The following is a 25,763-nucleotide window of genomic DNA, read 5'->3' as shown; positions in this document are numbered from 1 at the left end:
GTCGCCGTCGGCACACCCGCACAACGACGGCGGAGGTAACCATGACGCGCTACGACGCGCCCACCCACTGGCAGTCCCGTTACGACCACTTCATCGGCGGCGAGTACGTCAAGCCGCACGGTGGCGGCTACTTCGAGAACCCGACCCCGGTCACCGGGCAGACCTTCACCGAGGTGGCCCGAGGCACCGCCCCGGACGTCGAGAGGGCCCTGGACGCCGCGCACGGCGCCGCCGACGCCTGGGGGCGCACCTCGGTGGCCGAACGGGCGCTGATCCTCAATCGCATCGCCGACCGGATGCAGGAGAACCTGGAGTCGCTGGCCATCGCCGAGACCTGGGAGAACGGCAAGCCGATCCGCGAGACGCTGGCCGCCGACATCCCGCTCGCCATCGACCACTTCCGGTACTTCGCCGGGGCGATCCGGGCGCAGGAGGGCTCGCTCGGCGAGATCGACGACGACACCGTGGCGTACCACTTCCACGAGCCGCTCGGCGTGGTCGGGCAGATCATCCCGTGGAACTTCCCGATCCTGATGGCCACCTGGAAGCTGGCGCCCGCGCTGGCCGCCGGCAACGCCGTGGTGCTCAAGCCGGCCGAGCAGACCCCGGCGTCGATCCACTACTGGCTGTCGCTGGTGGCGGACCTGCTGCCGCCGGGCGTGCTCAACATCGTCAACGGCTTCGGCGTGGAGGCCGGCAAGCCACTGGCGTCCTCGGCGCGGGTGGCCAAGGTGGCGTTCACTGGTGAGACCACCACCGGGCGGCTGATCATGCAGTACGCCAGTGAGAACATCAAGCCGGTCACCCTGGAGCTGGGCGGCAAGAGCCCGAACATCTTTTTCGACGACGTCAGCGCGTCCCGCGACGACTTCTTCGACAAGGCGCTCGAGGGCTTCACCATGTTCGCCCTCAACCAGGGCGAGGTCTGCACCTGCCCGTCGCGGGCGCTGATCCAGCAGGGCCACTACAGCGACTTCCTCGCGGCGGCGGTGGACCGCACGAAGGCGATCGTCGCCGGGCATCCCCTGGACACCGACACGATGATCGGGGCGCAGGCCTCCAACGACCAGCTGGAGAAGATTCTGTCCTACCTGGACATCGGCCGGCAGGAGGGCGCCCGGGTGCTCACCGGCGGGTCCCGCGCGGACCTGGGCGGCGAGCTGTCCGGCGGGTACTACGTCGAGCCGACGATCTTCGAGGGCGACAACTCGATGCGAGTCTTCCAGGAGGAGATCTTCGGCCCGGTGGTCTCGGTGACCTCCTTCGCCGACCTCGACGACGCCGTCAAGACCGCGAACGACACCCTGTACGGGCTTGGCGCGGGCGTCTGGACCCGGGACATGAACACCGCGTACCGGGCCGGGCGGGCCATCCAGGCGGGCCGGGTGTGGACCAACTGCTACCACGCGTACCCGGCCCACGCCGCCTTCGGCGGGTACAAGCAGTCCGGCATCGGCCGGGAGAACCACAAGATGATGCTGGAGCACTATCAGCAGACCAAGAACCTGCTGGTCAGCTACTCGACGCAGAAGCTCGGCTTCTTCTGATGTCCGTCGTCTCCATCACCCCTGCGGCGGCCGACCTGATCCGGTCGCTGCGGGGGCGGCACGGGCCGCTGATGTTCCACCAGTCCGGCGGCTGCTGCGACGGCAGTGCCCCGATGTGCTACCCGGCGGGCGAGTTCCGCACCGGCTCGTCCGACGTCCTGCTCGCCTCGCTCCTCGTGGACGGGGTGCCGGAGCCGGTCGAGTTCTGGATGTCGACGTCCCAGTGGGAGCTGTGGAAGCACACGAGGCTGACCGTCGACGTGGTCCCCGGCCGGGGCAGCGGATTCTCCCTGGAGGCCCCCGACGGCCTCCGCTTCCTCATCCGCTCCCACCTAGCCACCTAACCCACCCCCGCCGCCCCGCCCCGCCCCGCCCCGCCCCGCCCCGCCCCGCCCCGCCCCGCCCCGCCCCGCCCCGGCGATCTTGCACTTCCTGCCGTTCGAATGTCGCTATTGCGGCAATGGTCGAGGCAGAAAGTGCAAGATCGGCAGGGGTGGGGGTGGGGCAGGGGTGGGGGGCGGGGGGAGGGGCAGGGGCGGGGTGGATTAGGAGAGGGCGGCGCGGATGGTGGCGGTGATGTATTGGGGGCGGCGGTAGAGGTCACGGTCGGTGAAGTAGCGCATCCGCCAGCCATTCGCGTCGAGCCAGTTGACCCGTTCCCGGTCGTATCGGAGCCGATCACGATCCAGATGCGACAGTCCGTCGTACTCGATGCCGATTCGGCGCTCGCGGTAGCCCAGATCGAGCCGGTAGAGAGCGATGCCGTGACGGTCGTACACCCAGAGCTGCGGCTCCGGCGGAGGTAGGCGTGCGTCGATCAGGATCAGTCGGAGTTGGCTCTCCTGCCGGCACTCCGCCTGACCGTCCGCCAGCGGTACGAGTTCCCGAGCCTGCCGGACGCCGCGCAGCGCCCGATGCGCCGAAACCTCCGCGAGCAGCTCGTCCTGGGTGACCACACCCGACCGAAGCGCCGCGTCGAGTACCGGCAGTGCGTCCATCCGTCGGACAGCGCGGGCGAGGTCCACGGCGCAGCGGGCCGCCGCGGTGCAGGGCGCAGCGGGCCGCCGCGGTGCAGGGCGCAGCGGGCCGCCGCGGTGCAGGGCGCAGCGGGCCGCCGCGGTGCAGGGCGCAGCGGGCCGCCGCGGTGCAGGGCGCAGCGGGCCGCCGCGGTGCAGGGCGCAGCGGGCCGCCGCGGTGCAGGGCGCAGCGGGCCGCCGCGGTGCAGGGCGCAGCGGGCCGCCGCGGTGCAGGGCGCAGCGGGCCGCCGCGGTGCAGGGCGCAGCGGGCCGCCGCGGTGCAGGGCGCAGCGGGCCGCCGCGGTGCAGGGCAGACCCCCGACGTGGACCGGCCGAACGGGCAGGACCGTGTGGTGTACCACCAGACCGGGCAGGCGGGGCTTCGGGACGTCGGCAGGCAGTTGGACATGGACCAGGTCGTCCCGCAGCACGCCAAAGCCGTGTCGTCGCGCGGCACTCTGCCTGGCCAGCATGGCCCCTTCGGGCAGGCGCAGCATCAACGCGCGCAGCTCGTCATCGTCACCGCAGGGCCGGTCGGCATAGACACCCCTGCGCACCCTGATCAGCTCCTCGCGGCCGAGCCGGGTGCGGATTCGCCGCACGGTGAGTGCTCGCATCAGCGCGTCGGTACGCCACAACTGAGTAACCATGCCGGCAGACTGACCCACGCTGGCCCACCATCTGAGCCCCCACTCCCTGCCTGTGGACAACCAACCCCCTGTGGACAACCCCCACCCACACCCCGTCTCTGCTAGCGCCTCCCTCTGGCACCCGATCTTGCACTTACTGCCGCCGAACTGCCCGAGATGCCGGGAATGTGGCGGCAGTAAGTGCAAGATCGCCGGGGTGGAGGGAGGACGGGAGCGGGGACGGGTCAGCGGGCGTCTAGGAGGGGCTGCTGGGGGTTCCAGGGTGGACCGCCGGCCGCGTCGCGGCGGCGGCGGGCGATCGCCGAGAGCGCCTCCAGGACCACGCGGTTGCCGAGGTACGCCGTCATGTCGGCATGGTCGTACGGCGGGGCGACCTCGACCACGTCCACCCCGACAACGGGCAGCTCGTAGCAGACCCGGCGGACCGCGTCGAGCAGTTGCCGCGAGGTCAGGCCGCCCGGCTCGGGCGTGCCGGTGCCGGGTGCCATCCCGGGATCCACCACGTCCACGTCGACGGAGAGGAACACCCCCTCGCACTCGTCGACCGCGATCGCGAACGCCTCGGTGAGGCACGGGTCGAGCCCACGGGCGACCAGTTCGGTCATCTCGTACGACCGCATCCGCTGCTCCGCCATCCAGGACAGGATGTCCGGGCCCGGCCAGTAGCCGCGCAGCCCGATCTGGAGGAAGCGGTCGCCGCGTACCGCGCCGGACTCGATGAGCCGGCGCATCGGCTGGCCGTGCCCGTGCAGGGAGCCGAACTCGATCTCTCCGGTGTCCGCGTGCGCGTCGAAGTGCACGAGCGACACGCGCCCGTGCCCGTGCTGCCGGGCCACGCCGGTGGCGTCGGGCAGCGCGATGGAGTGGTCTCCGCCGAGCACCACGGGGATGGCGCCGGAGGACGACACGGCGTATACCGCGGATTCCAGGGCGCCCAGCGAGCGTTCGATGTCGCCGGAGAACATCTCCACGTCGCCGGCGTCGTACACCCGCAGGTCGCGCAGCGCGTCGACGCGCAGCGCGAGGGACGGGCGGGAGCCGTCGTGGGCCAGGTAGCAGGCCTGGCGGATCGCGGACGGCCCGAACCGGGTGCCGGGCCGGTGCGAGGTGCCGCCGTCGAAGGGCGCCCCGATGATCACCACATCTGCGTCGGCGTACGACCCGGGGTCGTCGAGCGTGCACCGGTCCACCCCGAGGAAGGTGATGTCCGGCCCGTACATCGTCCCGTAGCGGCTCATCGCTCCTCCATTCCCCACGGCGACCCGTAGCCGGCCAGCAGGTCGAGGAACGGCACCGGGGGCAGCGCCTCCGGGCCGAGCACCCCGACGCCGGCCCAGGCGCCGCTGGCGAGCAGCTCCAGCGCCACCACCGGGTTCACGGCCGTCTGCCAGACCACCGCCTGGTGACCGTATTCCCGCATGGACCACTCGTTGTCGACCACGTGGTACAGGTAGACCTCCCGGGGCTCGCCGTCCGGGCCGAGGCCGCGCACCCAGGTGCCGGCGCAGGTCTTGCCGCGCATCCGGTCGCCGAGGGTGGCCGGGTCGGGCAGGCAGGCGGCCACCACGTCCCGCGGCGACACCTGGACGCCGCGCACGCTGACCGGCGCGGTCGAGTCCAACCCGAGCTTGTGCAGCGTCCTGAGCACCTCGATGAACTCGTCGCCGAGGCCGTACTTGAAGGTGACGCGGCGGGCATTGACCCAGCGCGGGATGAGCAACACCTCCTCGTGCTCGACGTTGACGCACTCGACCGGCCCGATCCCCTCGGGGAAGTGGAAGACCTCCGGCTCGGAGAACGGCTCGGTGGTGTACCAGCCCCGGTCCTTCTCCCAGACCACCGGCGGGTTGAGGCACTCCTCGATCGTCGTCCAGATGGAGAACGAGGGCGCGAAGTCGTAGCCGTCGACGGTGAGGTTCGCCCCGTCCCGGACGCCGATCTCGTCGATCTCGCTGAACAGTTTGTCGGCGGCGTACCGGGCGAAGACGTCGGACAGGCCGGGTTCGACGCCGATGCCGCACAGCGCCAGCCGGCCGGCCGCGGACCAGGCATCGGACAGTGCGAACTGCGCGTCGCCGAGCATCACGCCCGTTTCGGCGTACGGGCGGGACGGGTGCGGCTGGGACAGCGACATCGCCATGTCCAGGTAGTCCGCGCCGGCCGCGAACGCACCGTCGAAGATCGGCATGACGAAGCGCGGGTCGACGGCGTTGAGCACGTGGGTGATCCGGTGCTCCCGGCAGAGCGCGGCGACCGCGTCGGCCGAGGACGCGTCCACCTGCGCGGCGACGAAGCGGTCACCGTGCCCGGCGACCGCACGCTCGGCGCGGCCCGGGTCGTGGTCGGCGACCACCATCGTCTCGAAGAAGGACCGTCGGGCGGCGATGGCTACGGCGGCGGAGCCGACGCCACCGGCGCCGACGAGCAGGACACGCATCAGGAATCAAACCCCAAACCGAGACGATCGAGAGTACGGAGCCAGAGGTCGCGCCGGCCGTCGCGCGCGTCGGCGCGGGCCAGTGACCAGCGGGTGAGATTGATGCCGACCGAGCGGACGGGTTCCGGCGGAAACGGCAGTGGCTTGGTGCGGACCAGGTCGAGCCCGGTCAACGGGGTGTCCCCGCCGGCCAGCAGGTCGAGCAGCACCCGGGCACCGAAGCGGGTGGCACCCACGCCGAGACCGGTGTAGCCGGCCGCGTACGCCAACCGACCGCCGTACGCGGTGCCGAAGAACGGGCAGAACCGGGTGCAGGTGTCGATGACGCCGCCCCAGCGGTGGCTGAAGCGCAAGTCGGCGAGCTGCGGGAAGGTGGTGAAGAAGTGCTGGGCGAGGACGGTGAAGGTGGCCTGGCGCTGCTCCAGCTCCGGGGCGACCCGGTTGCCGTAGTGGTAGACCGCGTCGTAGCCGCCGAAGAGGATCCGCCCGTCGGACGTGATCCGGTAGTAGTGGAACTGGTTGCCGGTGTCGGCCAGCCCCTGCCGGTTGCGCCAGCCGATCGCGTCCCGCTGAGTTGGAGTGAGCGGCTCGGTCATCAGCACGTGGTCGTAGACCGGCACCAGGTACGCCCGCAGCCGGCGCAGCAGCGGCGGGAAGGCGTTGGTGGCCAGCACCACCCGCCGTGCCCGCACCGACCCGGGCGCGCCGTCCGACCCGCCGGTCGTCTGCGCGTGCAGCGCGGGGCCGTCGGCGCGCAGCCCGGTGACCCGGGTGTGCTCGTGCACCCGCACGCCGAGGTCGAGGCAGGCGCGGCGCAGGCCCCACGCCAGCTTCGCCGGGTCCAGCATGGCCACCCGGTCGGCGTCGAACATCCCGCCCAGGTACGTCGGCGAGTTCACCTCGGCGCGCACCTCGTCGCAGTCCAGCAGCCGCACCTGGTGGCCGTACCGGCGGGCCAGTTCCGCGTCGGCGGCGAGCCCGGCCAGCTGGTACGGCTCGACGGCGACGGCGAGTTCACCGGTGCGCTCGAAGTCGCAGTCGATGCCGAATTCGGCGATGGTGGCGGCGATGGCGCCCAGGTTTTCCCGGCCGAGGCGTTCCAGCTCGCCGACCTCGCCGGGGAACCGATCGACGCCGTTGGCCAGGCCGTGGGTGAGCGAGGCGGCGCAGAACCCGCCGTTGCGCCCGGACGCGGCCCAGCCGCAGGTGCCCGCGTCAACCAGTAGCACGTCGCGGTCGGGGTCGGCCTGCTTGGCCAGCAGGGCGGCCCAGAGCCCGCTGTACCCGCCGCCGATCACCAGCAGGTCGGCGTGCTGCGGGCCGGCGAGCGGCGGCAGTGGGTCGGGGCGGTCCGGGCGGTCGAGCCAGTACGGCACGGGGGCCGCGTCGGCGAGCGCCCGGCCGGTGTGCGGAAGGGTCATGACGGCCGGCGCGCCTGAGGGCCCTGCCCCGGGCCGATCAGCAGGTTGGCGCGGCGGGACCGCCGGCCGCGCAGCGAGCTGAGCCCGACCAGCAGCAGCGCGATCGCGAGCATCGCGGTGCCGATGACGTTGACCTGGGGCGGGATGCCCCGCTGGGCGGCGCCCCAGACGTACATCGGGAACGTGACGGTGGTGCCGGCGTTGAAGTTCGTGATGATGAAGTCGTCGAAGCTGAGCGAGAACGCGAGCAGCGCGGCGGCCACGATGCCGGGCAGCACCAGCGGCAGGGTGATCCGCCGGAAGGTCTGCCACTCGCTGGCGTACAGGTCCATGGCGGCCTCCTCCAGCCGCCGGTCCATCCCGGCCAGCCGCGCCTTGACGGTGACCACCACGAACGAGACGCAGAACATCACGTGCGCGATGACGATCGTCCAGAAGCCCAGCGGCACCCCGGCGGAGACGAAGAGCGCCAGCAGCGAGGTACCCATCACCAGCTCCGGAGTGGCCATCGGCAGGAAGATCAGCACGTTGATGCCGGACCGGCCGCGGAAGCGGTGCCGGACCAGCGCGAACGCCATCAGGGTGCCGAGCACCGTGGCGACCACGGTGGCGATGAAGCCGATCTGCACACTCCGGACGACCGCGTCGCACATGTCGGAGGTGGCGCACGGCTGGCGCCAGTTGTCCAGGGTGAACTCGTTGAAGTCGTACGACAGCCGGCTGGACGGGCGGTTGAACGACAGCCCGGCCACCACCAGGATCGGCAGCGCCAGGTAGCCGAGCACGAGCAGCGCCACGATCATCACCCAGCGGTCGGCCAGCCAGCGGGACACCCTCATTTAGAGCACCTCCTCCGTGCCGGCCCTGCGCAGGTAGCCGAAGACCATCGCGAGGATCGCCGCCATCAGCAGGAACGACAGCGCGGCGCCCTGCGGGTAGTCGAGCCGGACCAGGAACGCCGAGTCGATGACGTTGCCGATCATGTACTCGTTCGGGGTGCCGAGCAGCTCGGCGTTGATGTAGTCGCCGCTGGCCGGGATGAAGAACAGCAGCGTGCCGGCGACCAGGCCCGGCATGGACAGCGGCAGGGTCACCCGCCGGAAGGCCTGCACCGGGCTGGCGTACAGGTCGCTGGCCGCCTCCAGCAGCCGGTGGTCCAGCCGCTCCAGGCTCGCGTACAGCGGCAGGACCAGGAACGGCAGGAAGTTGTACGTCAGGCCGAGCACCACCGCGAACGGGGTGGCCAGCAACCGGCCGTCCGGGGCGAGCAGGTGCACGTCGCGCAGCAGGCCGACCAGCGCGCCGTTGTCCGACAGGATGGTCTTCCAGGCCAGCGTGCGGACCAGGAAGCTGGTGAACATCGGCGCGACCACGCACACCAGCAGCAGGTTCTTCCAGCGGCCGGCCTTCTGCGCGATGGCGTACGCCAGTGGGTAGCCCAGCAGCAGTGCCAGCACCAGGGCGATTCCGGCGTAGCCGAACGAGCGCAGGAACTGCGGCCAGTACGCCTGCAACACGTCCGGGTAGTTGCCGAACGCCCAGGTCAGCGCGTACCCGGTGGAGAGCGAGCCGCTGGGGTCGTAGAGGCTGGCCGCGGCGAGTTGCACCAGCGGCACGCCGAAGAACACCAGCAGCCAGGCCGCCCCGGGCAGCAGCAGCAGGTACGGCAGCAGGCGGTGCCGCCCGGACCGGGCGGCCGGGGGCGTTGGCGGCGGTTGCCCCGATCCCGTGGGCACCTGGGCCAGGACGGTCACGACGACGCACCCACCGGTTCGTCGACCACCGGCGCGGTCCGGTCGCTGTCGGCGGCGTCCCGGGACAGCAGGAACGCGTGCCGTGGGTCCCAGTACGCCACGGCCTCGCTGCCGACCGGCACCTGAGTCGCCGCCCCACTGTTGGCCGTGAAGACCGACAACTCGGTGCCCCAGCCGGTACGCAGCAGGTACTGCGTGCTGACCCCGACGTAGGAGGCGTCGGTGACCACCCCGGTGACGTGCTGGTGGCCGGCGGGCACCTGGTCGGCGGAGCCGACCAGATGAAGCTTCTCCGGGCGTACCCCCAGGTGGACCGGGCCACGGTCGGCCCGGGCCCGGCCGGCGGGCACCGAGAAGCGCGCGCCGTGCGCCGTCACCGCCACCTCGTCGCCAGCGATGCCGGCGGCCTCGGCGGCAAGCAGGTTGGACTGGCCGAGGAAGTTCGCCACGAACGCGGTGGCGGGGAACTCGTAGATGTCGGCCGGGGCGCCGAGTTGCTCGATCCGGCCGGCGTTCATCACCGCCACGGTGTCGGCCATGGTCATGGCCTCCTCCTGGTCGTGCGTGACGTGCACGAACGTGATGCCCACCTCGGTCTGGATCCGCTTCAGCTCGATCTGCATCTGTCGGCGCAGCTTCAGGTCGAGCGCGCCCAGCGGCTCGTCGAGCAGCAGCACCTGCGGCCGGTTGATCAGCGCGCGGGCCAACGCGACCCGCTGCTGCTGGCCGCCGGAGAGCTGGGCCGGGCGGCGGTTGCCGTAGTCGTCGAGCTGCACCAGGGACAGCATCCGCAGGACCTCGTCGTCGACCGAGCGGATGCCGCGCCGGCGCAACCCGAACGCCACGTTCTCGAAGATGTTCAGGTGCGGGAAGAGCGCGTAGCTCTGGAACACGGTGTTGACCGGCCGCTTGTACGGCCGCAGCCGCGCGATGTCGCGGTCGCCGAGCAGCACCTGACCGCTGGTCGGCTCCTCCAGGCCGGCGATCATCCGCAGCGTGGTGGTCTTGCCGCAGCCGGACGCGCCGAGCAGGGCGAAGAACGAGCCCTGCGGAACGGTCAGGCTAAGGTCGTCGACCGCGGTGAAGATGCCGAACCGCTTGGTGAGGTTGGCCAGGCGCAGGTCGCCGGCCGGTGTCTCGCGCGTCATCCCGTCACGCCCCGATGACCTGCTGGAACTTGCCCTCGTACTCCTTCTCCTGCTTCTCGTCCAGGGCCATGAACACCTTGGACTTCGACAGCAGCGCCTCGTCGGGGAAGATCAGCGGGTTGGCGGCCAGCTCGGGATCGATCTTCTCCATCTCGGCCTGGGCACCCTTGACCGGGCAGATGTAGTTGACGTACGCGGCGAGCGTCGCGGCGACGGCCGGCTCGTAGTAGTAGTTGATCAGCGCCTCGGCGTTGCCCTTGTGGGTGGCCTTGTTGGGGACCATCATGTTGTCGCTGAACAGCATCACGCCCGAGTCGGGCGCGACGAACTGCACCTTGGCGTTCTCGCTGGAGAGCTGAATGACGTCCCCGGACCAGCCGATGCACGCGGCGATGTCACCCTTGGCCAGGTCGGGTGCGTAGTCGTTGCCGGTGAACTTGCGGATCTGCCCGGAATCGACGGCCTTCTTGAGCTTGTTGAGCGCGTCGTCGAACTGGGCGGTGGTGAAGTTGGCCGGGTCGTGCCCGTTGGAGCCGAGCAGCAGGCCCATCGTGTCGCGCATCTCGCTGAGCGCGGTCACCTTGCCCTTGAGGTCGGGGCGGGTGAGCAGTTCGTCGACGGTGCGCAGCTCCTTGGTGACGTCGCCGTTGTACGCCAGACCGGCGAGGCCGGACTGCCACGGGATGGAGATCCGGTTCTCGCTGTCGAAGGAGCGGTTGAGCAGCGACGGGAGCAGGTTGGCCTGGACGTTCGGGATCTTCGCCGGATCGAGCTTCTGGATCCAGCCGAGCCGGATCATCCGGGCAGCCATCCAGTCGGTCAGCACCATGAGGTCCCGATCCGTGCTCTGGCAGGCCGCGAGCTGGTTCTGCACCTTGCCGAAGAACTCGTTGTTGTCGTTGATGTCCTCGGTGTACGTCACCTGGATGCCGGTCTTGGCGATGAACCCGTCCAGGCTGGGCCGCTTGGACTCGTCCTTCTCGTCCACGTCCATGTACTGCGGCCAGTTGGAGAAGGCAAGCTTCTTCTCGGTGCCGGAAAGGTCTTCGCTGACGCAGCCGGCCTCGGTCTGCTGCGCGCCCTTGGTGCCGCAGCCGGCGAGGCTGCCGCCCGCGGCGAGGAGCGCGGCCGAACCGAGAGTGCCGGTGAGCAGTCCACGCCGGGTGAGGGGCCGGAGGGGAGTACGCATGACGACTCCTAAGGGGTCATCGTCGGCGGGCGGAACGGGGGTGGCGCGCCGGCGGAGGGTCAGGTGCCATGGACGACTGATCCTGACATGAGGTGACCTTCCTTACAAGGGATTCCGTTGCGGGAATAGCGATGCACGACGAAATACGCCAGACTGCGCGAGGACACACGCGCGACATCACGATTCGGGACATGGGGAGCGGACGATGACGAACCGGCAGCACGAGAACGGCAACGGCGGTCGACGCGTCGCTGTCCGTGAAGGTGCCAATCACGCTCTGCTGGACGACGTGGCCAAGCGGATCATCGAACAGCTCCAGGAGGATGGCCGGCGGCCGTACGCCAGCATCGGCAAGGCGGTCGGGCTCTCCGAGGCGGCGGTACGCCAGCGGGTGCAGCGGCTGCTCGACGCCGGCGTGATGCAGATCGTCGCGGTGACCGATCCGCTCCAGCTCGGCTTCCCCCGCCAGGCGATGATCGGCCTGCGTACCGACGGCGACCTGGAGGCGGTGGCCGACCGGCTGGCCGAGCTGGAGGAGGTCGACTACGTGGTGATCACCGCCGGGTCGTTCGACCTGCTCACCGAGGTGGTCTGCCGCAACGACGACCACCTGCTGGAGATCCTGCAACGACTGCGCGCGGTGCCCGGGGTGCTGTCCACCGAGGCGTTCGTCTACCTCAAGCTGCGCAAGCAGACCTACACCTGGGGCACGGCCTGACGCTCATACCGGTTGGTCCACTCGACTTCCCAGGATGTCGCGGTGTCCGCACCGCTCTCACAGCCCGATTTCGGTGAACCCGAGTGGATCAGTGGGCCGCCTGGCGGACCGCGCCGACGAACGACGCCCAGGCGGCCGGCGCAAAGACCAGGGTGCCGCCGTCGCGGTCCTTGCTGTCACGCACCAGCACACGGCCGGGCAGATTGTCGGCCACCTCGACGCAGTCCCCGCCGTTGTTGCTGCTGCGGCTGGCGGTGCGCCAGCGCGCGTCGGTCATGTCCATGTCCTGGCCACTTCCCTGATCAGCTCGATCGACCGGCGCTGGGGCAACGCCTCGCCGGCGACGCTCTCCCACCTGCGCCCCAGGTTAGCGATGTCGATCAGATCGGTCACGACCTGACCGCGTAACTGGTTGTCGATACGCCAATTCCGTCCCGTCGGGCAGCCGGCCCAGAACGAAGGGCCCGGCCAGGCCGGTGTGCCACGGGCTCTCGGCCGGAATCACCCGGACCTGCACGTGCTCGCAGTCGGCCACCGCCGCGAGGTGGGCCAGTTGGCCGGCCATCACCGACCCATCGCCGACCGGCCGCCGAAGCACCACCTCGTCGATCACCACGACGAGCTGCGGCGGGTTTCCCCGGGCGAGAACCGACTGACGCTCGAGCCGGCTCGCCACGATCTGGTCCACCTCCGCCGACGCGAGCAGACCGCCGGGTGCACACTGCGGCGCACGCAGCCACGCTGCGTGTCCGTGTCCGTGTCCGTGTCCGTGTCCGTGTCCGCCGCCTACCGGCGTGTTGCGAGGGACGTGTTGGCGCGCTTCCAGGACGCTCCGCAACCGCCCCGAAGGCGCCCCGCCCCCGTCCCGGTTGATCGGGTCGGTTGATCCACTCGACATCGCCGATATCGCGGTATCAACCCCGCCCGACACCCCGATGTCGGCGATATCGAGTGGATCAAGCGGCAGGCCGCAGGCGGCGGGCGGCGGGCGGCGGGCGCCGACCAGGCCAACCACCCAGGGTGCGAATTCCGTTGTCTGGACTGTCGCCGTGCGCTGATTCCGTTGCGTAGCGGCCAGCGAGCTACCGATAACACTTGCCTCGGGGCCCGAGACTGTGCGATAACCGTGGGCAGAGCGGCCGGCCTCACCCCTTTGACCGGCCCGACGACCGATGGGGCTGACATGGCCAACGCCACCGACCACCTCTGGATGCACTTCACCCGGATGGCGAGCTACTCCGCCGGCGAGGTGCCGACCATCGTGCGCGGTGAGGGCGCGTACGTGTGGGACGCGCAGGGCCGCCGCTACCTGGACGGGCTCGCCGGGCTCTTCGTCGTCAACGCCGGTCACGGCCGCACCGAACTGGCCGAGGCGGCCGCCAAGCAGGCCGGTGAGCTGGCGTACTTCCCGCTCTGGTCGTACGCCCACCCCAAAGCCGTCGAGCTGGCCGAGAAGATCGCCACGCTCACCCCCGGCGACCTGAACCGGGTCTTCTTCACCACCGGTGGCTCGGAGGCCGTCGAGGCGGCGTGGAAGCTGGCCCGGGCCTACTTCAAGCGCACCGGCCAGCCCAACAAGTACAAGGTGGTCAGCCGCTACATCGCCTACCACGGCACCTCGATGGGCGCGTTGTCGATCACCGGACTGCCCGGCATCAAGAGCGACTTCGAGCCGCTGGTCCCCGGCGCGATCAAGGTGCCGAACACCAACTTCTACCGGGCGCCGGAGCACGGCGACTCGCCCGAGGCGTTCGGCCGCTGGGCCGCCGACGAGATCGGCCGGGCGATCGAGCGGGAGGGGCCGGACACGGTTGCCGCGGTGTTCCTGGAGCCGGTGCAGAACTCCGGCGGCTGTTTCCCACCCCCGCCCGGCTACTTCGAGCGGGTCCGGGAGATCTGCGACGCGTACGACGTGCTGCTCGTCTCCGACGAGGTGATCTGCTCGTGGGGGCGGCTCGGCGAATACTTCGGCGCCGTGCGCTACGGCTACCAGCCGGACATCATCACCACCGCCAAGGGCATCACCTCCGGGTACGCCCCGCTCGGCGCGATGATCGCGAGCGACCGGCTGATGGAGCCGTTCCTCACCGAGACCGGCATGTTCGCCCACGGGGTGACCTTCGGTGGCCACCCGGTCTCCTGCGCGGTCGCCCTGGCCAACCTGGAGGTCTTCGCCCGCGAGGACCTGGTCGGGCACGTACGGGCCAACGAGGACGCGTTCCGGTCCACCCTGGAGAAGCTCCACGACCTGCCGATCGTCGGCGACGTGCGCGGTGACGGCTACTTCTACGGCATCGAGCTGGTCAAGGACAAGACGACCCGGGAGACGTTCGACGAGGCCGAGTCGGAGCGGTTGCTGCGCGGCTTCCTCTCCACGGCCCTGTTCCAGGCCGGGCTCTACTGCCGGGCGGACGACCGGGGCGACCCCGTCGTGCAGCTCGCGCCGCCGCTGATCGCCGAGCAGCAGCACTTCGACGAGATCGAGCAGATCCTGCGCACGGTGCTCACCGAGGCATGGGCACGACTCTGAGCGGCGACCCCGCCGGGCACTACCGGGAGCTGTCGCACTGGTTGTCCGCCCTGGACGAGCCGCTGACCCCGCGACCGGCGCTGACCGGCGACGCCGACGCCGACGTGGTGATCGTCGGCGCCGGCTACACCGGGCTGTGGACGGCGTACCACCTGGCCCGGGCCGAGCCGGGGCTGCGGATCATCGTGCTGGAGAAGGAGATCGCCGGATACGGCGCTTCCGGCCGCAACGGTGGCTGGTGCTCCGCGCTCTTCCCCACCTCGCTGACCGGCCTGGCCCGCCGGCACGGCCGGGACGCGGCGATCGCCATGCAGCGGGCCCTGCACGAAACGGTGCGCGAGGTGGGCCGGGTGGTCGCGGCAGAGCGCATCGACTGCGACTGGGCGGACGGCGGCACGGTCACGCTCGCCCGCACCGGCCCGCAGCTCGCCCGGGCCCGGGCCGCCGTGGACGAGGCCCGCGCGTTCGGCTTCGGCATCGAGCACCTGGCGCTGCTCGACAGCGGCGAGGCCACCGCCCGCTGCGCCGCTGAGGGGGTACGCGGTGGGACGTACACCCCGCACTGCGCGGCGGTGCACCCGGCGAAGCTGGTCCGCGGCCTGGCCCGGGTGGTGGAACGGCTGGGGGTCACCATCCACGAGCGGACCGGGGTCACCGCGATCCGGGCCGGCGCGGCGGTCACCGGGTTCGGCACGGTACGGGCCCCGGTGGTGGTCCGGGCGACCGAGGGGTACACGCCCACGCTGCCCGGTCAGCGACGGTCCGTGGCACCGGTGTACTCGCTGATGGTGGCCACCGAGCCGCTGCCGGAGGAGACCTGGGCGCGGATCGGGCTCGCCCAGCGCGAGACGTTCTCCGACCACCGGCACGTGATCATCTACGGCCAGCGCACCGCGGACGGCCGGCTGGCCTTCGGCGGGCGTGGCGCTCCGTACCACTTCGGGTCCCGGGTCTCCCCCGGCTACGACCGGGAGCCACGGGTCTTCGCGGCGCTGCGGCGGACGCTCGGGGAGCTCTTCCCGGTGCTCGGCCCGGACGTGCCGGTGACGCACACCTGGGGTGGCCCGCTCGGGGTGGCCCGGGACTGGGCGGCCTCGGTCGGCTTCGACCGGGCCAGCGGGCTGGCCTGGGCGGGCGGCTACGTCGGGGACGGGGTGGGCTCCAGCAACCTCGCCGGCCGCACCCTGGCGGACCTGATCCGCGGGGAGCGCACCGAGCTGACCACCCTGCCCTGGGTGAACCACCGCTCCCCCCGCTGGGAGCCGGAACCCCTCCGGTGGCTGGCCGTCAACACCGCCCTGCGCGTCATGACCAACGCCGACGCGACGGAGATCCGCACCAACCGCCCCTCCCGCCAGGCGACGACCCTCTCCCGCCTCCTCGGCAACTGAACCCACCCGGCGCCGTCCCGCCCCGCCCGTCCCCCCTGTTGATCATGAAGTTATCGCCATGACACGCCGAGGCGAGTGGCAATAACTTCATGATCAACGCGAGGGTGCGCCCCGGAAGCCGGGACGGGGGTGGGGGTTCAGTGGTTGGGGGGGATTACGCGGAGGTGGCCTCGGCGGCCGGTGGCGTGGTGGGGGTGATCGGAGGGCTGGGCGGGCTCGGGCGGGCGGGGGGCCGGGCGGGCGGCCTCGCGGACCGCCTCGGCGAGCGCGACCAGGTCGTCCGTGGTCGGCGGGGGCGGCTCGAACTCGCCCTCGTGCCGGACCACGTCCCAGCCCCGCGGCGCGGTCAGGCTGCGGGCGTGCGGCTCACACAGGTCGTACGTGTGTGGCTCGGCGAACGCCGCCAGCGGACCCACCACCGCCGTCGACTCGTTGTAGACATAGGTCAATGTGGCGACCGCTTGCCGGGGGCAGCCGTTACGGGAGCAGCGCCGTGGTGACCTCACGGCGGCAGGGTATCTCCATTACCGGGTCCGGCGCATCGCTTCGCGTTGCGACACGCCCGTCGTGGTGATCACAATCCACCCGTCCGGCGCACGGCGCGCCACGGGAGCGGCGCTGCCGCTGACCAGCCCGACGCGGGCGCTACCCTTTGCCTCATGACGAGCCCGGAACACCGCCGCCCCGGTTCCGGCCGGCGCGCCCACCGTGACCGGCACGGGCGCGGGCTGCGTGGGCGGTTGGTGCCGGCGACCGTGCCGTTGGCGCGGACCAAGGCGGAGGTCTTCGACGACCTGGTCCTGGACACCGTCGAAACGCTGGAGCGACGGTTCGCCAAGGAGCTGGCCGGCGTCGAGTTCGCGGTCGAGGACGTCCCGCCGGACCTGAATGTCTACGACTCCGATGTGCTGGAGGACGGCGAGGTCCCGCTGGCCCGGCTCCTGCCCGGCCGTCCGGGCCGACAGGAGGTGCCGCCGCGGATCGTGCTGTACCGGCGGCCGCTGGAGTTCCGGGCGATGGACCGCGAGGACCTCGCCGACCTGGTGCATGACGTGATCATCGAACAGGTGGCGAACCTGCTCGGGGTCGACCCCGACGAGCTGGCCTGAGCCCTCGCCGCGCGGGCGAGCCGGGCGGCCCCCACCGCCCCGACTCCGCACCGCTCAGGCGGCCCGCCGCTTCAACTTGCGCCGCTCCCGCTCCGAGAGCCCACCCCAGATGCCGAACCGCTCGTCGTGACCGAGAGCGTATTCGAGGCATTCGGTCTTGACCTCGCAGCGCGAGCAGATGCGCTTCGCCTCGCGGGTCGAGCCGCCCTTCTCGGGAAAAAACGCCTCGGGGTCGGTCTGCGAGCACAGCGCCCGCTCCTGCCACTCCGGCGCGTTTCCGAGCAGGTCGGCCACCTCAAGCTGGCCGTCCATCAAATGCCTCCTTGTCGCGCACCGGCGTCATCGCCGCTGCAACCCCCCACGCGAAAGGCGTGCTTGTCCGTCCGGTCCCGTTTTGTTGCGTTCCGTGCGAACAACCCCATTCAAATTACACGCGTGTAATGCGTGCGCCGTCAAGCCAAACTTGATAATGGAGTCGCCCTCCCGACACCCCCGGCCGGCCACTCGGGCCGTCCAGCCTCGCAACCTGCCCTATCGATTCAGACCCCGGCCGAGTAACGCCCTCTCCGGCGAGTTGCCCGACTTTTCTGCCGTGGCGCTCCCTCGGCAGGCCACCCCCGCGACGACGCCTGGAGCACCGAACGACCCCTTCCAACAAAGCTGATCTTGGTGGGGGACAGGTTAACGCGGCACGGCCCAGTCCGCCCGTCGAGCAGCGGACACCGCACGCGCCCCGTCCACAATGTGGACGGGGCGCGACAGAAAAAGAGCGTGGTGTGGTCAGTCGGCGGCCCCGAACCCGCTGCTCGGCCACACGAACTCGGCAATCGCTCCACCATGGACCGAAACTGTCCCCACGGGCGTACTCTCGTCCCACCAGACGGTATAGTTCCCGGCCGGAAGGTCCGGGTAGACCGCACTGTGGAACGAGCCGTCCCGCACCCGACGCTCCCGCACCGCCGAGTGGGTCCGCCGATCCTCGTCCCAGCTGATCTCGATTTCCCGGCCGTGCAGATTCCGGCCGGTGTAGACGATGAGGGCGCCGGTCTCGCCGCCCAGATCGAGAACGACGCTGCCGGTCTCCGACGGCCCGTACGCGTGCTCGTGCATCCGCTGCTCCCCCGCGCCGGTCAGGACGACGCCGGCGGATTGTTGAACCCGTCGTACGGCGTACCCAGGTAGGGGAAGTTCCCGAGGAACGGCGCGGTCACGTCGGCGGCGCTCAACCCCGGGGTGACCGCGGCGGCCGCCGCGTCCGGGCGGAACGTCTTGTCCACCAGCGGGACGGTCACCCCGGCGATCGCCCGCAGCGCGATGCTGACCACGTCGTCGCCGACACGCCGGCCGTTCGGGTAGCCGGCCAGGTCACCGCCGAGCACACCGAACCGGTCCGGGCTCCGGGTGGGCGGGATGGCGGTGTTCAGCCGCAGCATGTCGGCCTGCACGTCGCCGGTGGCGTTGGTGAAGCCGTCGATCAGCCCGGCCGGCACGCCGGTGAGCAGGATCGCCACCAGATCCGCCCGGGGCTTCTTCGCCTTGGTGAGCCTGCCCAGGTTGGGAAAGACGTCCGGGTAGAGCGCCGGCAGCAACGCGGCCAGCTCCGGCTGCTCGACGAACTGCGCGAACCGCTTGTCCTCCGACGGCGGCAGGGAGTTCCACAGGTCCTTCTTGGACATCGGCACGATGACCTCGTTGAACAGCGGGTTGCCCAGCCGGGAGACCTGGGTGAACGGGCCGGTGGAGGTGTCCGCCGCGACGCCGTCGCCGAGCACCCGGACCTGCCGGCGCGACGCCGACGTCCACACCCCGATCACCGACGCCCGGTCGGCCGCGCCGTACCGGTTGGCGCGCCGGCGCACCCGGCTCAACGGCACCTGCACGGCGATGCTGTGCACGTTCATCCGGTCAGTGGCGTTGACCGGCTCCCCCTCGGCCTTGAAGATCTTCTTGCCCGCCACGTGCAGCTGCTGGAACGGCCGGAGCGTACCGAGGTCGAAGATCGCCCCCAGGTCGACGAAGAAGCCGTCCGCGCGCTGCCCGGCGAAGACCCGCTCCCCCGTGGAGAGCGAGTAGGTCGCCTGCCGGACCAGCTCCGCGTACTTCGGGGTGGACAGCGGGCCCACGTTGCACGGCGGGCACGGCAGTTTGTGCGCCAGCCGGTGCTCGCGGCCGTCGGCCACCCGGGTCAGGCTGTAGAACTGCCGCCGGTTCCAGTTCCTGCTGTCCAGCGAATCGATCGGGCCCGTGTTGTAGAGAAAACTGTTCGGATTGGTGATCTCGGTCGTGAATTCGAACCGGTAGGTGACATCCGGACGGCCGTCACCGTCGTTGTCGATATGGATCTCGTACCGCACATCGTCGCCGAACTCGAAGAAGTTCGGGCCCCCGGAGGGGAGCTGCAACGGCACGTAGTTGGCGATCAGCGTGACCGAGTCGGGCTTGTCGGGGCTGACGAACGCATACAGGTCGGAGCTGTCGGCGACCGGATCCTTGGCTATCTCCGGAGCCTCGCGGTGGGAAGACATGGCGGACCAACCTCACTGGGCGGGGACAGGATGACGAGCGGAACGTCGAGTCAGCGCCGGGCGGCGCGCCGCAGCCGATCCGCCAGGCCGCGGTCGCGTACCTCGATCCGGGAGTCACCGACGAAGACGTCCATCGTTCCGGAGGCGGCGTCACGCAGGTGCACGACGATCGGGTCGTCGGCGCGGCCGGCCGCGCCCGGAGCGTTCTGCGCGGCCGACAGGCCCGGCACGGTGAGCGCGGCGGCGCCGAGGGTGGCGCTGGCCGCGGCGGTCAACGTCTGCCGGCGGGTCAGTCGCGGCCAGGGCCGCTTCCGCTGATCACTGGTCATGGGCAACCTTTCCGGCGGTGGCGCGAACGCGCCCGCGGGGACGGACGGGTCCGGCGCCGCCTACCGACGCCGCCGGGCCCCTGGGGGACACCGGCGGCGGTCCTCGCCGCGACCGCCGCCGGCACCGCGTGGTACGGCCGGCGGCGGGAAAAGGTTCGAACTCAGGGCCGGACGTGACCGTACGCGGTCGTGCGCTTGCGGGCCGGTCGGCCGGCCGCCGTGGCGATCGCCCGCAACTGCTCCTCGGTCCGCGCCGAACCGTTGCCCGAGCCGGCCATCCGGGAGATGGTCTCCTCCATCAGCGTGCCGCCCAGGTCGTTGCAGCCGCCCTGGAGCATCGCCACCGTGCCCTCGTCGCCCAGCTTCACCCACGAGCACTGGATGTTGTCGATCCGGCCGTGCAACAGCAGCCGGGACATCGCGTGCACCACCCGGTTCTCGCGCCAGGTCGGCCCGGGCCGGGCGATGCCGGCCAGGTAGATCGGGGCGTTGGTGTGCACGAACGGCAGCGCGACGAACTCGGTGAAGCCGCCCGTGCGGTCCTGCACACCCGCCAGCACCCGGAAGTGCGCCAACCACTGCCCGGGATGGTCGACGTGGCCGTACATCATGGTGGAGCTGGACCGGATGCCCAGCTCGTGCGCGGTGCTGACCACGTCGACCCAGGCGGCGGCCGGGAGTTTGCCCTTGGTCAACACCCAGCGCACGTCGTCGTCGAGGATCTCCGCGGCGGTGCCCGGGATGGTGTCCAGCCCGGCCTCGCGCAGCTGGGTCAGCCACTCGCGCACCCGCACGCCCGCCTTCGCCGCGGCGGTGACGATCTCCATCGGGGAGAACGCGTGCAGGTGCATCCCCGGCACCCGGGCCTTGATCGCGCGCACGATGTCGGCGTACCCGGTGACGGGCATCTTCGGGTCGATGCCGCCCTGAAGGCAGACCTCGCTGGCGCCGGCCGCCCACGCCTCCTCCGCCCGGTCGGCGACCTGATCGACGGAGAGACGGTACGCGTCGGCGTCGCGCTCGCGTTGCGCGAAGGCGCAGAACCGGCAGCCGACGTAGCAGACGTTGCTGAAGTTGATGTTGCGGTTGACCACGTAGGTGACGTCGTCACCGACCGCGTCCCGACGCACCTCGTCGGCGAGCCGGCACAACTCGTCGAGCGCCGGCCCGTCCGCGTTGAACAGCGCCAGCGCGGCGTCGGTGTGCCCCGGCTCCAGCAGCGCGGCCGGGTCGTCGGCGGCGAGCCGCAGCCCGGCGCGCAGGTCGTGGTCGCCGGCGAGGACGCTCGGCCCGGCGGTCACCTTCGTGGCCACCTCCGCCCAGTCGCCGTAGACGCTGTCGAAGTCGCCGCGCCGGTCCTCCGTACGGCCGGTGGTGTCGATGGTCGTGTGCAGGTCGATCCGCCCGCCGAACACCTCCTCCGGCTCCTGCCAGGGGCGGCCCTGTGGCCGGGCGGACTCGACCGCCAGACCGGAGGCCGGGTCGGCCAGCGCGCCCACGTGCGGCAGCAGCCGCGGGTCGAGCCACGGGTCACCGGCGCGCACGTACTCGGGGTAGATGGTCAACCGCTCGCGCAGCGTGAACCCCGCCAGCTCGGTGTGCCGGGCCAGTTCCTCGATCTGCGGCCAGGGGCGTTCCGGGTTGACGTGGTCGGGGGTGAGCGGGGAGACACCGCCCCAGTCGTCGATACCGGCCCGCAGCAGCAGGTCGTACTCGCCGGCGATGAGGTTCGGCGGGGCCTGGATGCGGGCCTTCGGCCCGAGCAGCAGCCGGGCCACCGCCACCGTCGCGGCCAGGTCGTGCAGCTCCGCGTCGGGCATCCCCCGCATCGCGGTGTCCGGCTTGGCGCGGAAGTTCTGCACGATCACCTCCTGGAGGTGCCCGTACTCCCGGTGCGCGCGACGGATCGCGAAGAGCGCGTCCACCCGCTCGGCCGGGGTCTCCCCGATGCCGATCAGGATGCCGGTGGTGAACGGCACCCCGACCCGGCCCGCGTCGTCGAGCACCCGCAGCCGGACCGCCGGCTCCTTGTCCGGCGAGCCGAAGTGCGGACCGCCCGGCTCGGACCAGAGCCGCGTCGCGGTGGTCTCCAGCATCATGCCCATGCTCGGCGCGACCGGCTTGAGCCGTTGCAGCTCCGACCAGGACAGCACCCCGGGGTTGAGGTGGGGCAGCAGCCCGGTCTCCTCCAGCACCGCCACCGCGCAGGCGCGCAGGTAGTCCAGAGTGGAGTCGTAACCGCGCTCGTCCAGCCAGCTCCGGGCCGCCGGCCAGCGCTCCTCCGGCCGGTCACCCAGGGTGAACAGGGCTTCCTTGCAACCCTGCGCGGCGCCCGCCCGGGCGATGGCCAGCACCTCGTCGCGATCCAGGAACGGCGACGGCAGCCGGTGCGGCACGGTGGCGAACGTGCAGTAGTGGCAGCGGTCCCGGCAGAGCCGGGTCAGCGGGATGAAGACCTTCTTCGAGTACGTGACCACGCCCGGCCGACCGGCCTCGCGCAGCCCGGCGTCGCGGATCCCCCCGGCCACCCGGAGCAGCTCGTCGAGCGCGTCACCGCGGGCGGAGAGCAGCGCCGTCGCCTCATCGACGTCCAGCGCCCGCCCGGTCGCGGCCCGACCCAGGGCCCGCCGCACGCTCGCCTCGCTCGGGCCGGAGTGGGTGCGATCAACCATCCGCTCAGCCTATGCGCTGCGCCCGCCCGCCCCACCGGTCCCCACCCGAACCCCACCCACGCTGCTCCCCCGCGCGCCCCCCGCGCCCTCCCCCGCGCCCTCCCCGGCCCCTCCCCGTTGATCATGAAGTTATTGCCACGACACGCCGTGCCGACGGACAACAACTTCATGATCAACGGGGGGGGGGGGGCGGGCGGGACGGGCGCGGGAGGACGCGGTGGGGGTGGGTCAGCGGGGTTGTTGGGGGTTGTCGCCCGGGTTGATGTGCTGAGTCCGGTCGCTGTCGGTGTCGCCGGGTCGGGGGATCGCCTGCGTCGGATCGGCGGACTGGCGCGGAATCGCCTGGGTCGGGTCCGCCGACGGCGGCTGACCGAACGGCGGCGCGGACTGCGGGGCCGGCGCGAACGGCGGGGCGGACTGCGGCGCCGGGTTGACCGGTGGCGGGGACTGCGGCGAACCGAACGGCGGCGCCGACTGCGGCGCCGACCCGAACGGCGGCGAGGGCTGGCCGTACTGGCCCGGGTGCTGCGCCGGCGGATATCCGCCCGGCTGACCCGGGTGCTGCGCTAGCGGGTATCCGCCCGGCTGGCCCGGCGCGGACCAACCGCCGCCCGGCTGGCCTCCGGGCTGCCCCGGGGCCGGCCAGCCGCCCTGCTGCTGCGGCCAGCCCGGCTGTGGCTGGCCGTAGACGCCCGGCTGGGGCTTCGGCCGCGGCACGTAGTACAGCTTCCGCCAGATCGCGTAGACGACCCAGGCGGCGGCCGCGAAGATCATCAACCAGGCGAACCGGGTGAGTACGCCGAGCAGCGCGTCGAGCACCTCAGCCTCGGCCAGCCGGCCCACCGCCCAGATCAGCATGGTCAGCGTGCCGAGCAGCGCACTGACCGCGTACTCGCCGAGAGCCATCTGTGTGATCAGTTTCGCCTTCGGCAGCACCGGCGAGACGTGGGTGGCCAGCAGCACGGCCAGCAGCGGCAGGCCCACCGCCTCCAACCCGATGAACGTGAAGAAGGCACTGCCCGCACGCTCGGTGAAGGAGCTGTAGTCGTTCGGGGTGAGCAGCCGGAGCAGGCCCACGAAGAGGAACACCGCGTTGGCGCCGAGCAGCGCGAGCGCACCCAGTTCGCGTAGTGGCTTGGTCAGCTGGCGGGCCTGGGTCGCGTCGGTGGACGCGGGCTCGGCGGGGCTGGTCACGAGCTCCCCCTTCGGGGCATGAACGGACAGGGCGCACGTGAGCCTAGTCTCCCGGGCCACCGGCGGACCGGAGGCGTCACGTGCGCGAGGATGGTCGACATGCGCATCGTGGTTCTGGCCGGCGGCATCGGTGGCGCCCGGTTCCTGCTCGGCGTCCGGGCGTACGCCCGCGAGGTCGGCGCCGAGGTGACCGCCGTCGTCAACGTCGGCGACGACCTGTGGCTGCACGGGTTGAAGATCTGTCCCGACCTGGACAGCGTCATGTACACGCTCGGCGGCGGCGCCGACCCCGAGCGGGGCTGGGGCCGGGTCGGGGAGAGCTGGACGGTCAAGGAGGAGCTGGCCGCGTACGGGGCGGAGCCGACCTGGTTCGGCCTCGGCGACAAGGACATCGCCACCCACCTGGTGCGCAGCACGATGCTCAACGCCGGCTACCCCCTGCACGCGGTCACCGAGGCGCTGGCGACCCGCTGGGAGCCGGGCGTACGCCTGCTGCCGGCGACCGACGACCGGCTCGAGACGCACGCTGTCATTGAGGACGACCAAGGCCAGCGGGCGATCCACTTTCAGGAGTGGTGGGTGCGGTACCGGGCGGACATCCCCACCCACCGCTTCGTCTTCGTGGGCGCCGAGACGGCCAAGCCGGCACCCGGCGTGTTGGAGGCGATCGGCACGGCCGATCTGGTGCTGATCGCGCCGAGCAACCCGGTGGTGAGCGTGGCGCCGGTGCTGGCCGTGCCGGGGCTGCGCGAAGCGGTCGCGGCGGGCCCGGCCCCGGTGGTGGGCGTCTCTCCGATCATTGGCGGCGCGCCAGTCCGCGGGATGGCCGACCGGTGCCTCGCCGTGCTCGGTGTCGAGTGCAGCGCGGCCGGGGTGGGCCGGCTCTACGGCGGCCGGGCGTCCGGCGGGCTGCTGGACGGCTGGCTGGTGGCCGAGGAGGACGCGGGCACGCTGGTACCGGAGGTGACGGTCCGCGCGGTGCCGTTGCGGATGACCGACGAGGCGGCGACGGCGGCGATGGTCCGCGCCGCGGTGGAGTTGACGTGAGGCTGGAGATCCTGCCGGTGCTGGGCATCGGCCACGTGAGCGAGGGCGACGACCTGGCGGCACTGATCGCCACCGCCGCGCCCTGGCTGCGCGACGGCGACGTGCTGGTCGTCACCAGCAAGATCGTCTCCAAGGCGGAGGGGCGGTTGGTCGACGTGCCGGCGGACGGGCCCGAGCGGCTCGCCGCGCGCGACGAGGTGCTGGCCGGGGAGACCGCCCGGGTGGTGGCCAGCCGGGGGCCGACCCGGATCGTGCAGACCCACCACGGCTTCGTGATGGCCTCCGCCGGCATCGACGCGTCGAACGTGGACAAGACCCGGCTGGTGCTGCTGCCGGTCGATCCGGACGCCTCCGCCCGGGCGCTGCGCGCCACGCTGCGGGAGCGCTACGACCTGGACGTCGCGGTGATCATCACCGACACCATGGGCCGGCCCTGGCGCAACGGGCTGACCGACGTGGCGCTCGGGGTGGCCGGGATGCCGGCCATCCGCGACCACCGTGGCGAGGTCGACCCGTACGGCAACGAGCTGCAACTGACCCAGATGGCCGTGGTGGACGAGCTGGCGGGCGCCGGCGAGCTGATCAAGGGCAAGTGCGACCAGGTGCCGGTGGCGGTGGTGCGGGGCTACCTCTCGGCCACCCACGCGGACGACTCCGCTGGGGCGCAGGCACTGGTCCGCGATGCCGCGCAGGACCTCTTCTCACTCGGGACCGCCGAGGCTCGGGCGGCCGGGCTCGCCGACGCCGCCACCCTGACCGAGGCTCCCGGGGCCGCGCCGGCCGACCCGGCCGCGGCGCGACGCGCGATCGACGCGGTCGCCGGGGTGGTCGCCCCCGGCACGGTCTTCACCCTAGTCGACGAGGCGGACGTACGCGCCGGCCTGATCGCCAAGGTGCCCGGCTGGCCGGACGGCGCGACCGCCCTGGTGCTCGGCTCGCCACCGGCCCCGGTGGACCCGATGGACCTGGTCCGCTTCGGCGCGGACATGCACCGGCTGCGCATCGCCCTGGCCGTGGAGGGCGTCGGGTCGACCCTGCTCCCCCCGCCCGCCGGCAGCCCGGCCAGCGCCACGCTCGCCCTGTGAC

Annotated in this window: 25 protein-coding genes; 8 read left to right on the top strand and 17 right to left on the bottom strand. The window is 71.7% G+C overall.

What is annotated here, in order from left to right; translation table 11 throughout:
• Positions 1–41 precede the first annotated feature (41 nt).
• On the top strand, positions 42–1,547 hold the full coding sequence (adh, locus tag BUS84_RS27980) for an aldehyde dehydrogenase (protein WP_074316993.1): 1,506 nt from the start codon (positions 42–44) through the stop codon (positions 1,545–1,547).
• Positions 1,547–1,891 carry a DUF779 domain-containing protein gene (locus BUS84_RS27975; protein WP_074316991.1) on the top strand — a complete coding sequence of 115 codons (345 nt, stop codon included), beginning with the start codon at positions 1,547–1,549 and terminating at the stop codon, positions 1,889–1,891. The genes adh and BUS84_RS27975 overlap by 1 nt, the downstream gene beginning before the upstream one ends.
• A gap of 201 nt (positions 1,892–2,092) precedes the next feature.
• On the opposite strand, the gene BUS84_RS27970 is transcribed toward BUS84_RS27975, so the two are convergent.
• The 8 genes from BUS84_RS27970 to BUS84_RS27930 form a co-directional block, all read right to left on the bottom strand.
• A complete protein-coding gene (locus BUS84_RS27970; protein ID WP_244298749.1) occupies positions 2,093–2,545 on the bottom strand; it encodes an endonuclease domain-containing protein in 453 nt (150 codons plus the stop codon).
• 892 nt (positions 2,546–3,437) lie between these two features.
• Positions 3,438–4,451 (bottom strand): agmatinase, encoded by a 1,014-nt coding sequence (gene speB / locus BUS84_RS27960; protein ID WP_074316985.1) that lies wholly within the window; start codon positions 4,449–4,451, stop codon positions 3,438–3,440.
• Positions 4,448–5,650, bottom strand: a complete 1,203-nt coding sequence (locus tag BUS84_RS27955) for a saccharopine dehydrogenase family protein (RefSeq protein WP_074316981.1) — start codon at positions 5,648–5,650, stop codon at positions 4,448–4,450. The genes speB and BUS84_RS27955 overlap by 4 nt, the downstream gene beginning before the upstream one ends.
• Positions 5,650–7,071, bottom strand: coding sequence for an NAD(P)/FAD-dependent oxidoreductase (locus tag BUS84_RS27950; protein WP_074316980.1), 1,422 nt, complete (start codon positions 7,069–7,071; stop codon positions 5,650–5,652). The genes BUS84_RS27955 and BUS84_RS27950 overlap by 1 nt, the downstream gene beginning before the upstream one ends.
• On the bottom strand, positions 7,068–7,910 hold the full coding sequence (locus tag BUS84_RS27945) for an ABC transporter permease (RefSeq protein ID WP_074316978.1): 843 nt from the start codon (positions 7,908–7,910) through the stop codon (positions 7,068–7,070). The genes BUS84_RS27950 and BUS84_RS27945 overlap by 4 nt, the downstream gene beginning before the upstream one ends.
• Complete coding sequence (locus tag BUS84_RS27940) at positions 7,911–8,825, bottom strand: ABC transporter permease (RefSeq protein ID WP_074316976.1); 915 nt, start codon at positions 8,823–8,825, stop codon at positions 7,911–7,913.
• Positions 8,822–9,973: an ABC transporter ATP-binding protein gene (locus BUS84_RS27935; RefSeq protein WP_074316974.1), complete on the bottom strand. Its 1,152-nt coding sequence runs from the start codon at positions 9,971–9,973 to the stop codon at positions 8,822–8,824. Before BUS84_RS27935 ends, BUS84_RS27940 begins: the two co-directional genes overlap by 4 nt.
• Positions 9,974–9,977: 4 nt before the next feature.
• Positions 9,978–11,162, bottom strand: coding sequence for a polyamine ABC transporter substrate-binding protein (locus tag BUS84_RS27930; RefSeq protein WP_074316973.1), 1,185 nt, complete (start codon positions 11,160–11,162; stop codon positions 9,978–9,980).
• A 205-nt stretch (positions 11,163–11,367) separates the two neighbouring features.
• Here BUS84_RS27930 and BUS84_RS27925 point away from each other — a divergent pair, with 205 nt between their 5' ends.
• On the top strand, positions 11,368–11,880 hold the full coding sequence (locus BUS84_RS27925; protein ID WP_074316971.1) for an Lrp/AsnC family transcriptional regulator: 513 nt from the start codon (positions 11,368–11,370) through the stop codon (positions 11,878–11,880).
• A gap of 88 nt (positions 11,881–11,968) precedes the next feature.
• On the opposite strand, the gene BUS84_RS27920 is transcribed toward BUS84_RS27925, so the two are convergent.
• Together BUS84_RS27920 and BUS84_RS40270 are read right to left on the bottom strand one after the other, a co-directional pair.
• A complete protein-coding gene (locus tag BUS84_RS27920; protein WP_074316969.1) occupies positions 11,969–12,163 on the bottom strand; it encodes a DUF397 domain-containing protein in 195 nt (64 codons plus the stop codon).
• Between the two features lie 84 nt (positions 12,164–12,247).
• Positions 12,248–12,568 (bottom strand): DUF5753 domain-containing protein, encoded by a 321-nt coding sequence (locus BUS84_RS40270; RefSeq protein ID WP_244298748.1) that lies wholly within the window; start codon positions 12,566–12,568, stop codon positions 12,248–12,250.
• 495 nt (positions 12,569–13,063) lie between these two features.
• On the opposite strand from BUS84_RS40270, the gene BUS84_RS27910 reads away from it, so the two are divergent.
• Together BUS84_RS27910 and BUS84_RS27905 are read left to right on the top strand one after the other, a co-directional pair.
• Complete coding sequence (locus BUS84_RS27910; protein ID WP_074316968.1) at positions 13,064–14,410, top strand: aspartate aminotransferase family protein; 1,347 nt, start codon at positions 13,064–13,066, stop codon at positions 14,408–14,410.
• The gene (locus tag BUS84_RS27905) at positions 14,395–15,801 is read left to right on the top strand and encodes an NAD(P)/FAD-dependent oxidoreductase (protein ID WP_074316966.1); all 1,407 of its coding nucleotides are present in this window, start codon (positions 14,395–14,397) and stop codon (positions 15,799–15,801) included. Before BUS84_RS27910 ends, BUS84_RS27905 begins: the two co-directional genes overlap by 16 nt.
• Before the next feature lie 137 nt (positions 15,802–15,938).
• Here the strand turns inward: BUS84_RS27905 and BUS84_RS27900 are convergent, their stop codons facing one another.
• Entirely contained in the window at positions 15,939–16,307 is a 369-nt protein-coding gene (locus BUS84_RS27900) for a DUF3499 domain-containing protein (protein ID WP_074316964.1), read from the bottom strand.
• A 153-nt stretch (positions 16,308–16,460) separates the two neighbouring features.
• Here BUS84_RS27900 and BUS84_RS27895 point away from each other — a divergent pair, with 153 nt between their 5' ends.
• Positions 16,461–16,910 (top strand): metallopeptidase family protein, encoded by a 450-nt coding sequence (locus BUS84_RS27895; RefSeq protein WP_074316962.1) that lies wholly within the window; start codon positions 16,461–16,463, stop codon positions 16,908–16,910.
• Positions 16,911–16,964: 54 nt separating this feature from the next.
• Here BUS84_RS27895 and BUS84_RS27890 read toward each other — a convergent pair whose 3' ends face one another.
• From BUS84_RS27890 to BUS84_RS27865, 6 genes are all read right to left on the bottom strand, one after another.
• Positions 16,965–17,222: a WhiB family transcriptional regulator gene (locus tag BUS84_RS27890; RefSeq protein ID WP_007455784.1), complete on the bottom strand. Its 258-nt coding sequence runs from the start codon at positions 17,220–17,222 to the stop codon at positions 16,965–16,967.
• Between the two features lie 468 nt (positions 17,223–17,690).
• Entirely contained in the window at positions 17,691–18,020 is a 330-nt protein-coding gene (locus BUS84_RS27885; RefSeq protein WP_074316960.1) for a phospholipase, read from the bottom strand.
• Positions 18,021–18,040: 20 nt separating this feature from the next.
• The gene (locus BUS84_RS27880) at positions 18,041–19,435 is read right to left on the bottom strand and encodes a DUF4331 domain-containing protein (protein WP_074316958.1); all 1,395 of its coding nucleotides are present in this window, start codon (positions 19,433–19,435) and stop codon (positions 18,041–18,043) included.
• Between the two features lie 50 nt (positions 19,436–19,485).
• Positions 19,486–19,764 carry a hypothetical protein gene (locus BUS84_RS27875; protein WP_074316956.1) on the bottom strand — a complete coding sequence of 93 codons (279 nt, stop codon included), beginning with the start codon at positions 19,762–19,764 and terminating at the stop codon, positions 19,486–19,488.
• A 161-nt stretch (positions 19,765–19,925) separates the two neighbouring features.
• Positions 19,926–22,436, bottom strand: a complete 2,511-nt coding sequence (locus BUS84_RS27870; RefSeq protein WP_074316954.1) for a bifunctional FO biosynthesis protein CofGH — start codon at positions 22,434–22,436, stop codon at positions 19,926–19,928.
• A 228-nt stretch (positions 22,437–22,664) separates the two neighbouring features.
• Entirely contained in the window at positions 22,665–23,630 is a 966-nt protein-coding gene (locus tag BUS84_RS27865) for a hypothetical protein (RefSeq protein ID WP_074316952.1), read from the bottom strand.
• A 99-nt stretch (positions 23,631–23,729) separates the two neighbouring features.
• Between BUS84_RS27865 and cofD the strand changes: the two genes are divergently transcribed.
• Together cofD and BUS84_RS27855 are read left to right on the top strand one after the other, a co-directional pair.
• Positions 23,730–24,677, top strand: coding sequence for a 2-phospho-L-lactate transferase (gene cofD, locus BUS84_RS27860; RefSeq protein WP_074319176.1), 948 nt, complete (start codon positions 23,730–23,732; stop codon positions 24,675–24,677).
• Complete coding sequence (locus BUS84_RS27855; protein ID WP_074316951.1) at positions 24,674–25,762, top strand: coenzyme F420-0:L-glutamate ligase; 1,089 nt, start codon at positions 24,674–24,676, stop codon at positions 25,760–25,762. The genes cofD and BUS84_RS27855 overlap by 4 nt, the downstream gene beginning before the upstream one ends.
• Position 25,763 lies beyond the last annotated feature (1 nt).

It is taken from the genome of Micromonospora cremea, assembly GCF_900143515.1.
Taxonomy (GTDB): domain Bacteria; phylum Actinomycetota; class Actinomycetes; order Mycobacteriales; family Micromonosporaceae; genus Micromonospora; species Micromonospora cremea.
Note: the sequence above shows the minus strand (reverse complement) of the source record. Positions and strands in the feature narration are given on the sequence as shown.

Coding starts and splice junctions, on each gene's coding strand:
- adh (WP_074316993.1), top strand. CDS start 42: ATGACGCGCTACGACGCGCCCACCCACTGGCAGTCCCGTTACGACCAC.
- BUS84_RS27975 (WP_074316991.1), top strand. CDS start 1,547: ATGTCCGTCGTCTCCATCACCCCTGCGGCGGCCGACCTGATCCGGTCG.
- BUS84_RS27970 (WP_244298749.1), bottom strand. CDS start 2,545: ATGGACGCACTGCCGGTACTCGACGCGGCGCTTCGGTCGGGTGTGGTC.
- speB (WP_074316985.1), bottom strand. CDS start 4,451: ATGAGCCGCTACGGGACGATGTACGGGCCGGACATCACCTTCCTCGGG.
- BUS84_RS27955 (WP_074316981.1), bottom strand. CDS start 5,650: ATGCGTGTCCTGCTCGTCGGCGCCGGTGGCGTCGGCTCCGCCGCCGTA.
- BUS84_RS27950 (WP_074316980.1), bottom strand. CDS start 7,071: ATGACCCTTCCGCACACCGGCCGGGCGCTCGCCGACGCGGCCCCCGTG.
- BUS84_RS27945 (WP_074316978.1), bottom strand. CDS start 7,910: ATGAGGGTGTCCCGCTGGCTGGCCGACCGCTGGGTGATGATCGTGGCG.
- BUS84_RS27935 (WP_074316974.1), bottom strand. CDS start 9,973: ATGACGCGCGAGACACCGGCCGGCGACCTGCGCCTGGCCAACCTCACC.
- BUS84_RS27930 (WP_074316973.1), bottom strand. CDS start 11,162: ATGCGTACTCCCCTCCGGCCCCTCACCCGGCGTGGACTGCTCACCGGC.
- BUS84_RS27925 (WP_074316971.1), top strand. CDS start 11,368: ATGACGAACCGGCAGCACGAGAACGGCAACGGCGGTCGACGCGTCGCT.
- BUS84_RS27920 (WP_074316969.1), bottom strand. CDS start 12,163: ATGGACATGACCGACGCGCGCTGGCGCACCGCCAGCCGCAGCAGCAAC.
- BUS84_RS27910 (WP_074316968.1), top strand. CDS start 13,064: ATGGCCAACGCCACCGACCACCTCTGGATGCACTTCACCCGGATGGCG.
- BUS84_RS27905 (WP_074316966.1), top strand. CDS start 14,395: ATGGGCACGACTCTGAGCGGCGACCCCGCCGGGCACTACCGGGAGCTG.
- BUS84_RS27895 (WP_074316962.1), top strand. CDS start 16,461: ATGACGAGCCCGGAACACCGCCGCCCCGGTTCCGGCCGGCGCGCCCAC.
- BUS84_RS27890 (WP_007455784.1), bottom strand. CDS start 17,222: ATGGACGGCCAGCTTGAGGTGGCCGACCTGCTCGGAAACGCGCCGGAG.
- BUS84_RS27885 (WP_074316960.1), bottom strand. CDS start 18,020: ATGCACGAGCACGCGTACGGGCCGTCGGAGACCGGCAGCGTCGTTCTC.
- BUS84_RS27880 (WP_074316958.1), bottom strand. CDS start 19,435: ATGTCTTCCCACCGCGAGGCTCCGGAGATAGCCAAGGATCCGGTCGCC.
- BUS84_RS27875 (WP_074316956.1), bottom strand. CDS start 19,764: ATGACCAGTGATCAGCGGAAGCGGCCCTGGCCGCGACTGACCCGCCGG.
- BUS84_RS27870 (WP_074316954.1), bottom strand. CDS start 22,436: ATGGTTGATCGCACCCACTCCGGCCCGAGCGAGGCGAGCGTGCGGCGG.
- cofD (WP_074319176.1), top strand. CDS start 23,730: ATGCGCATCGTGGTTCTGGCCGGCGGCATCGGTGGCGCCCGGTTCCTG.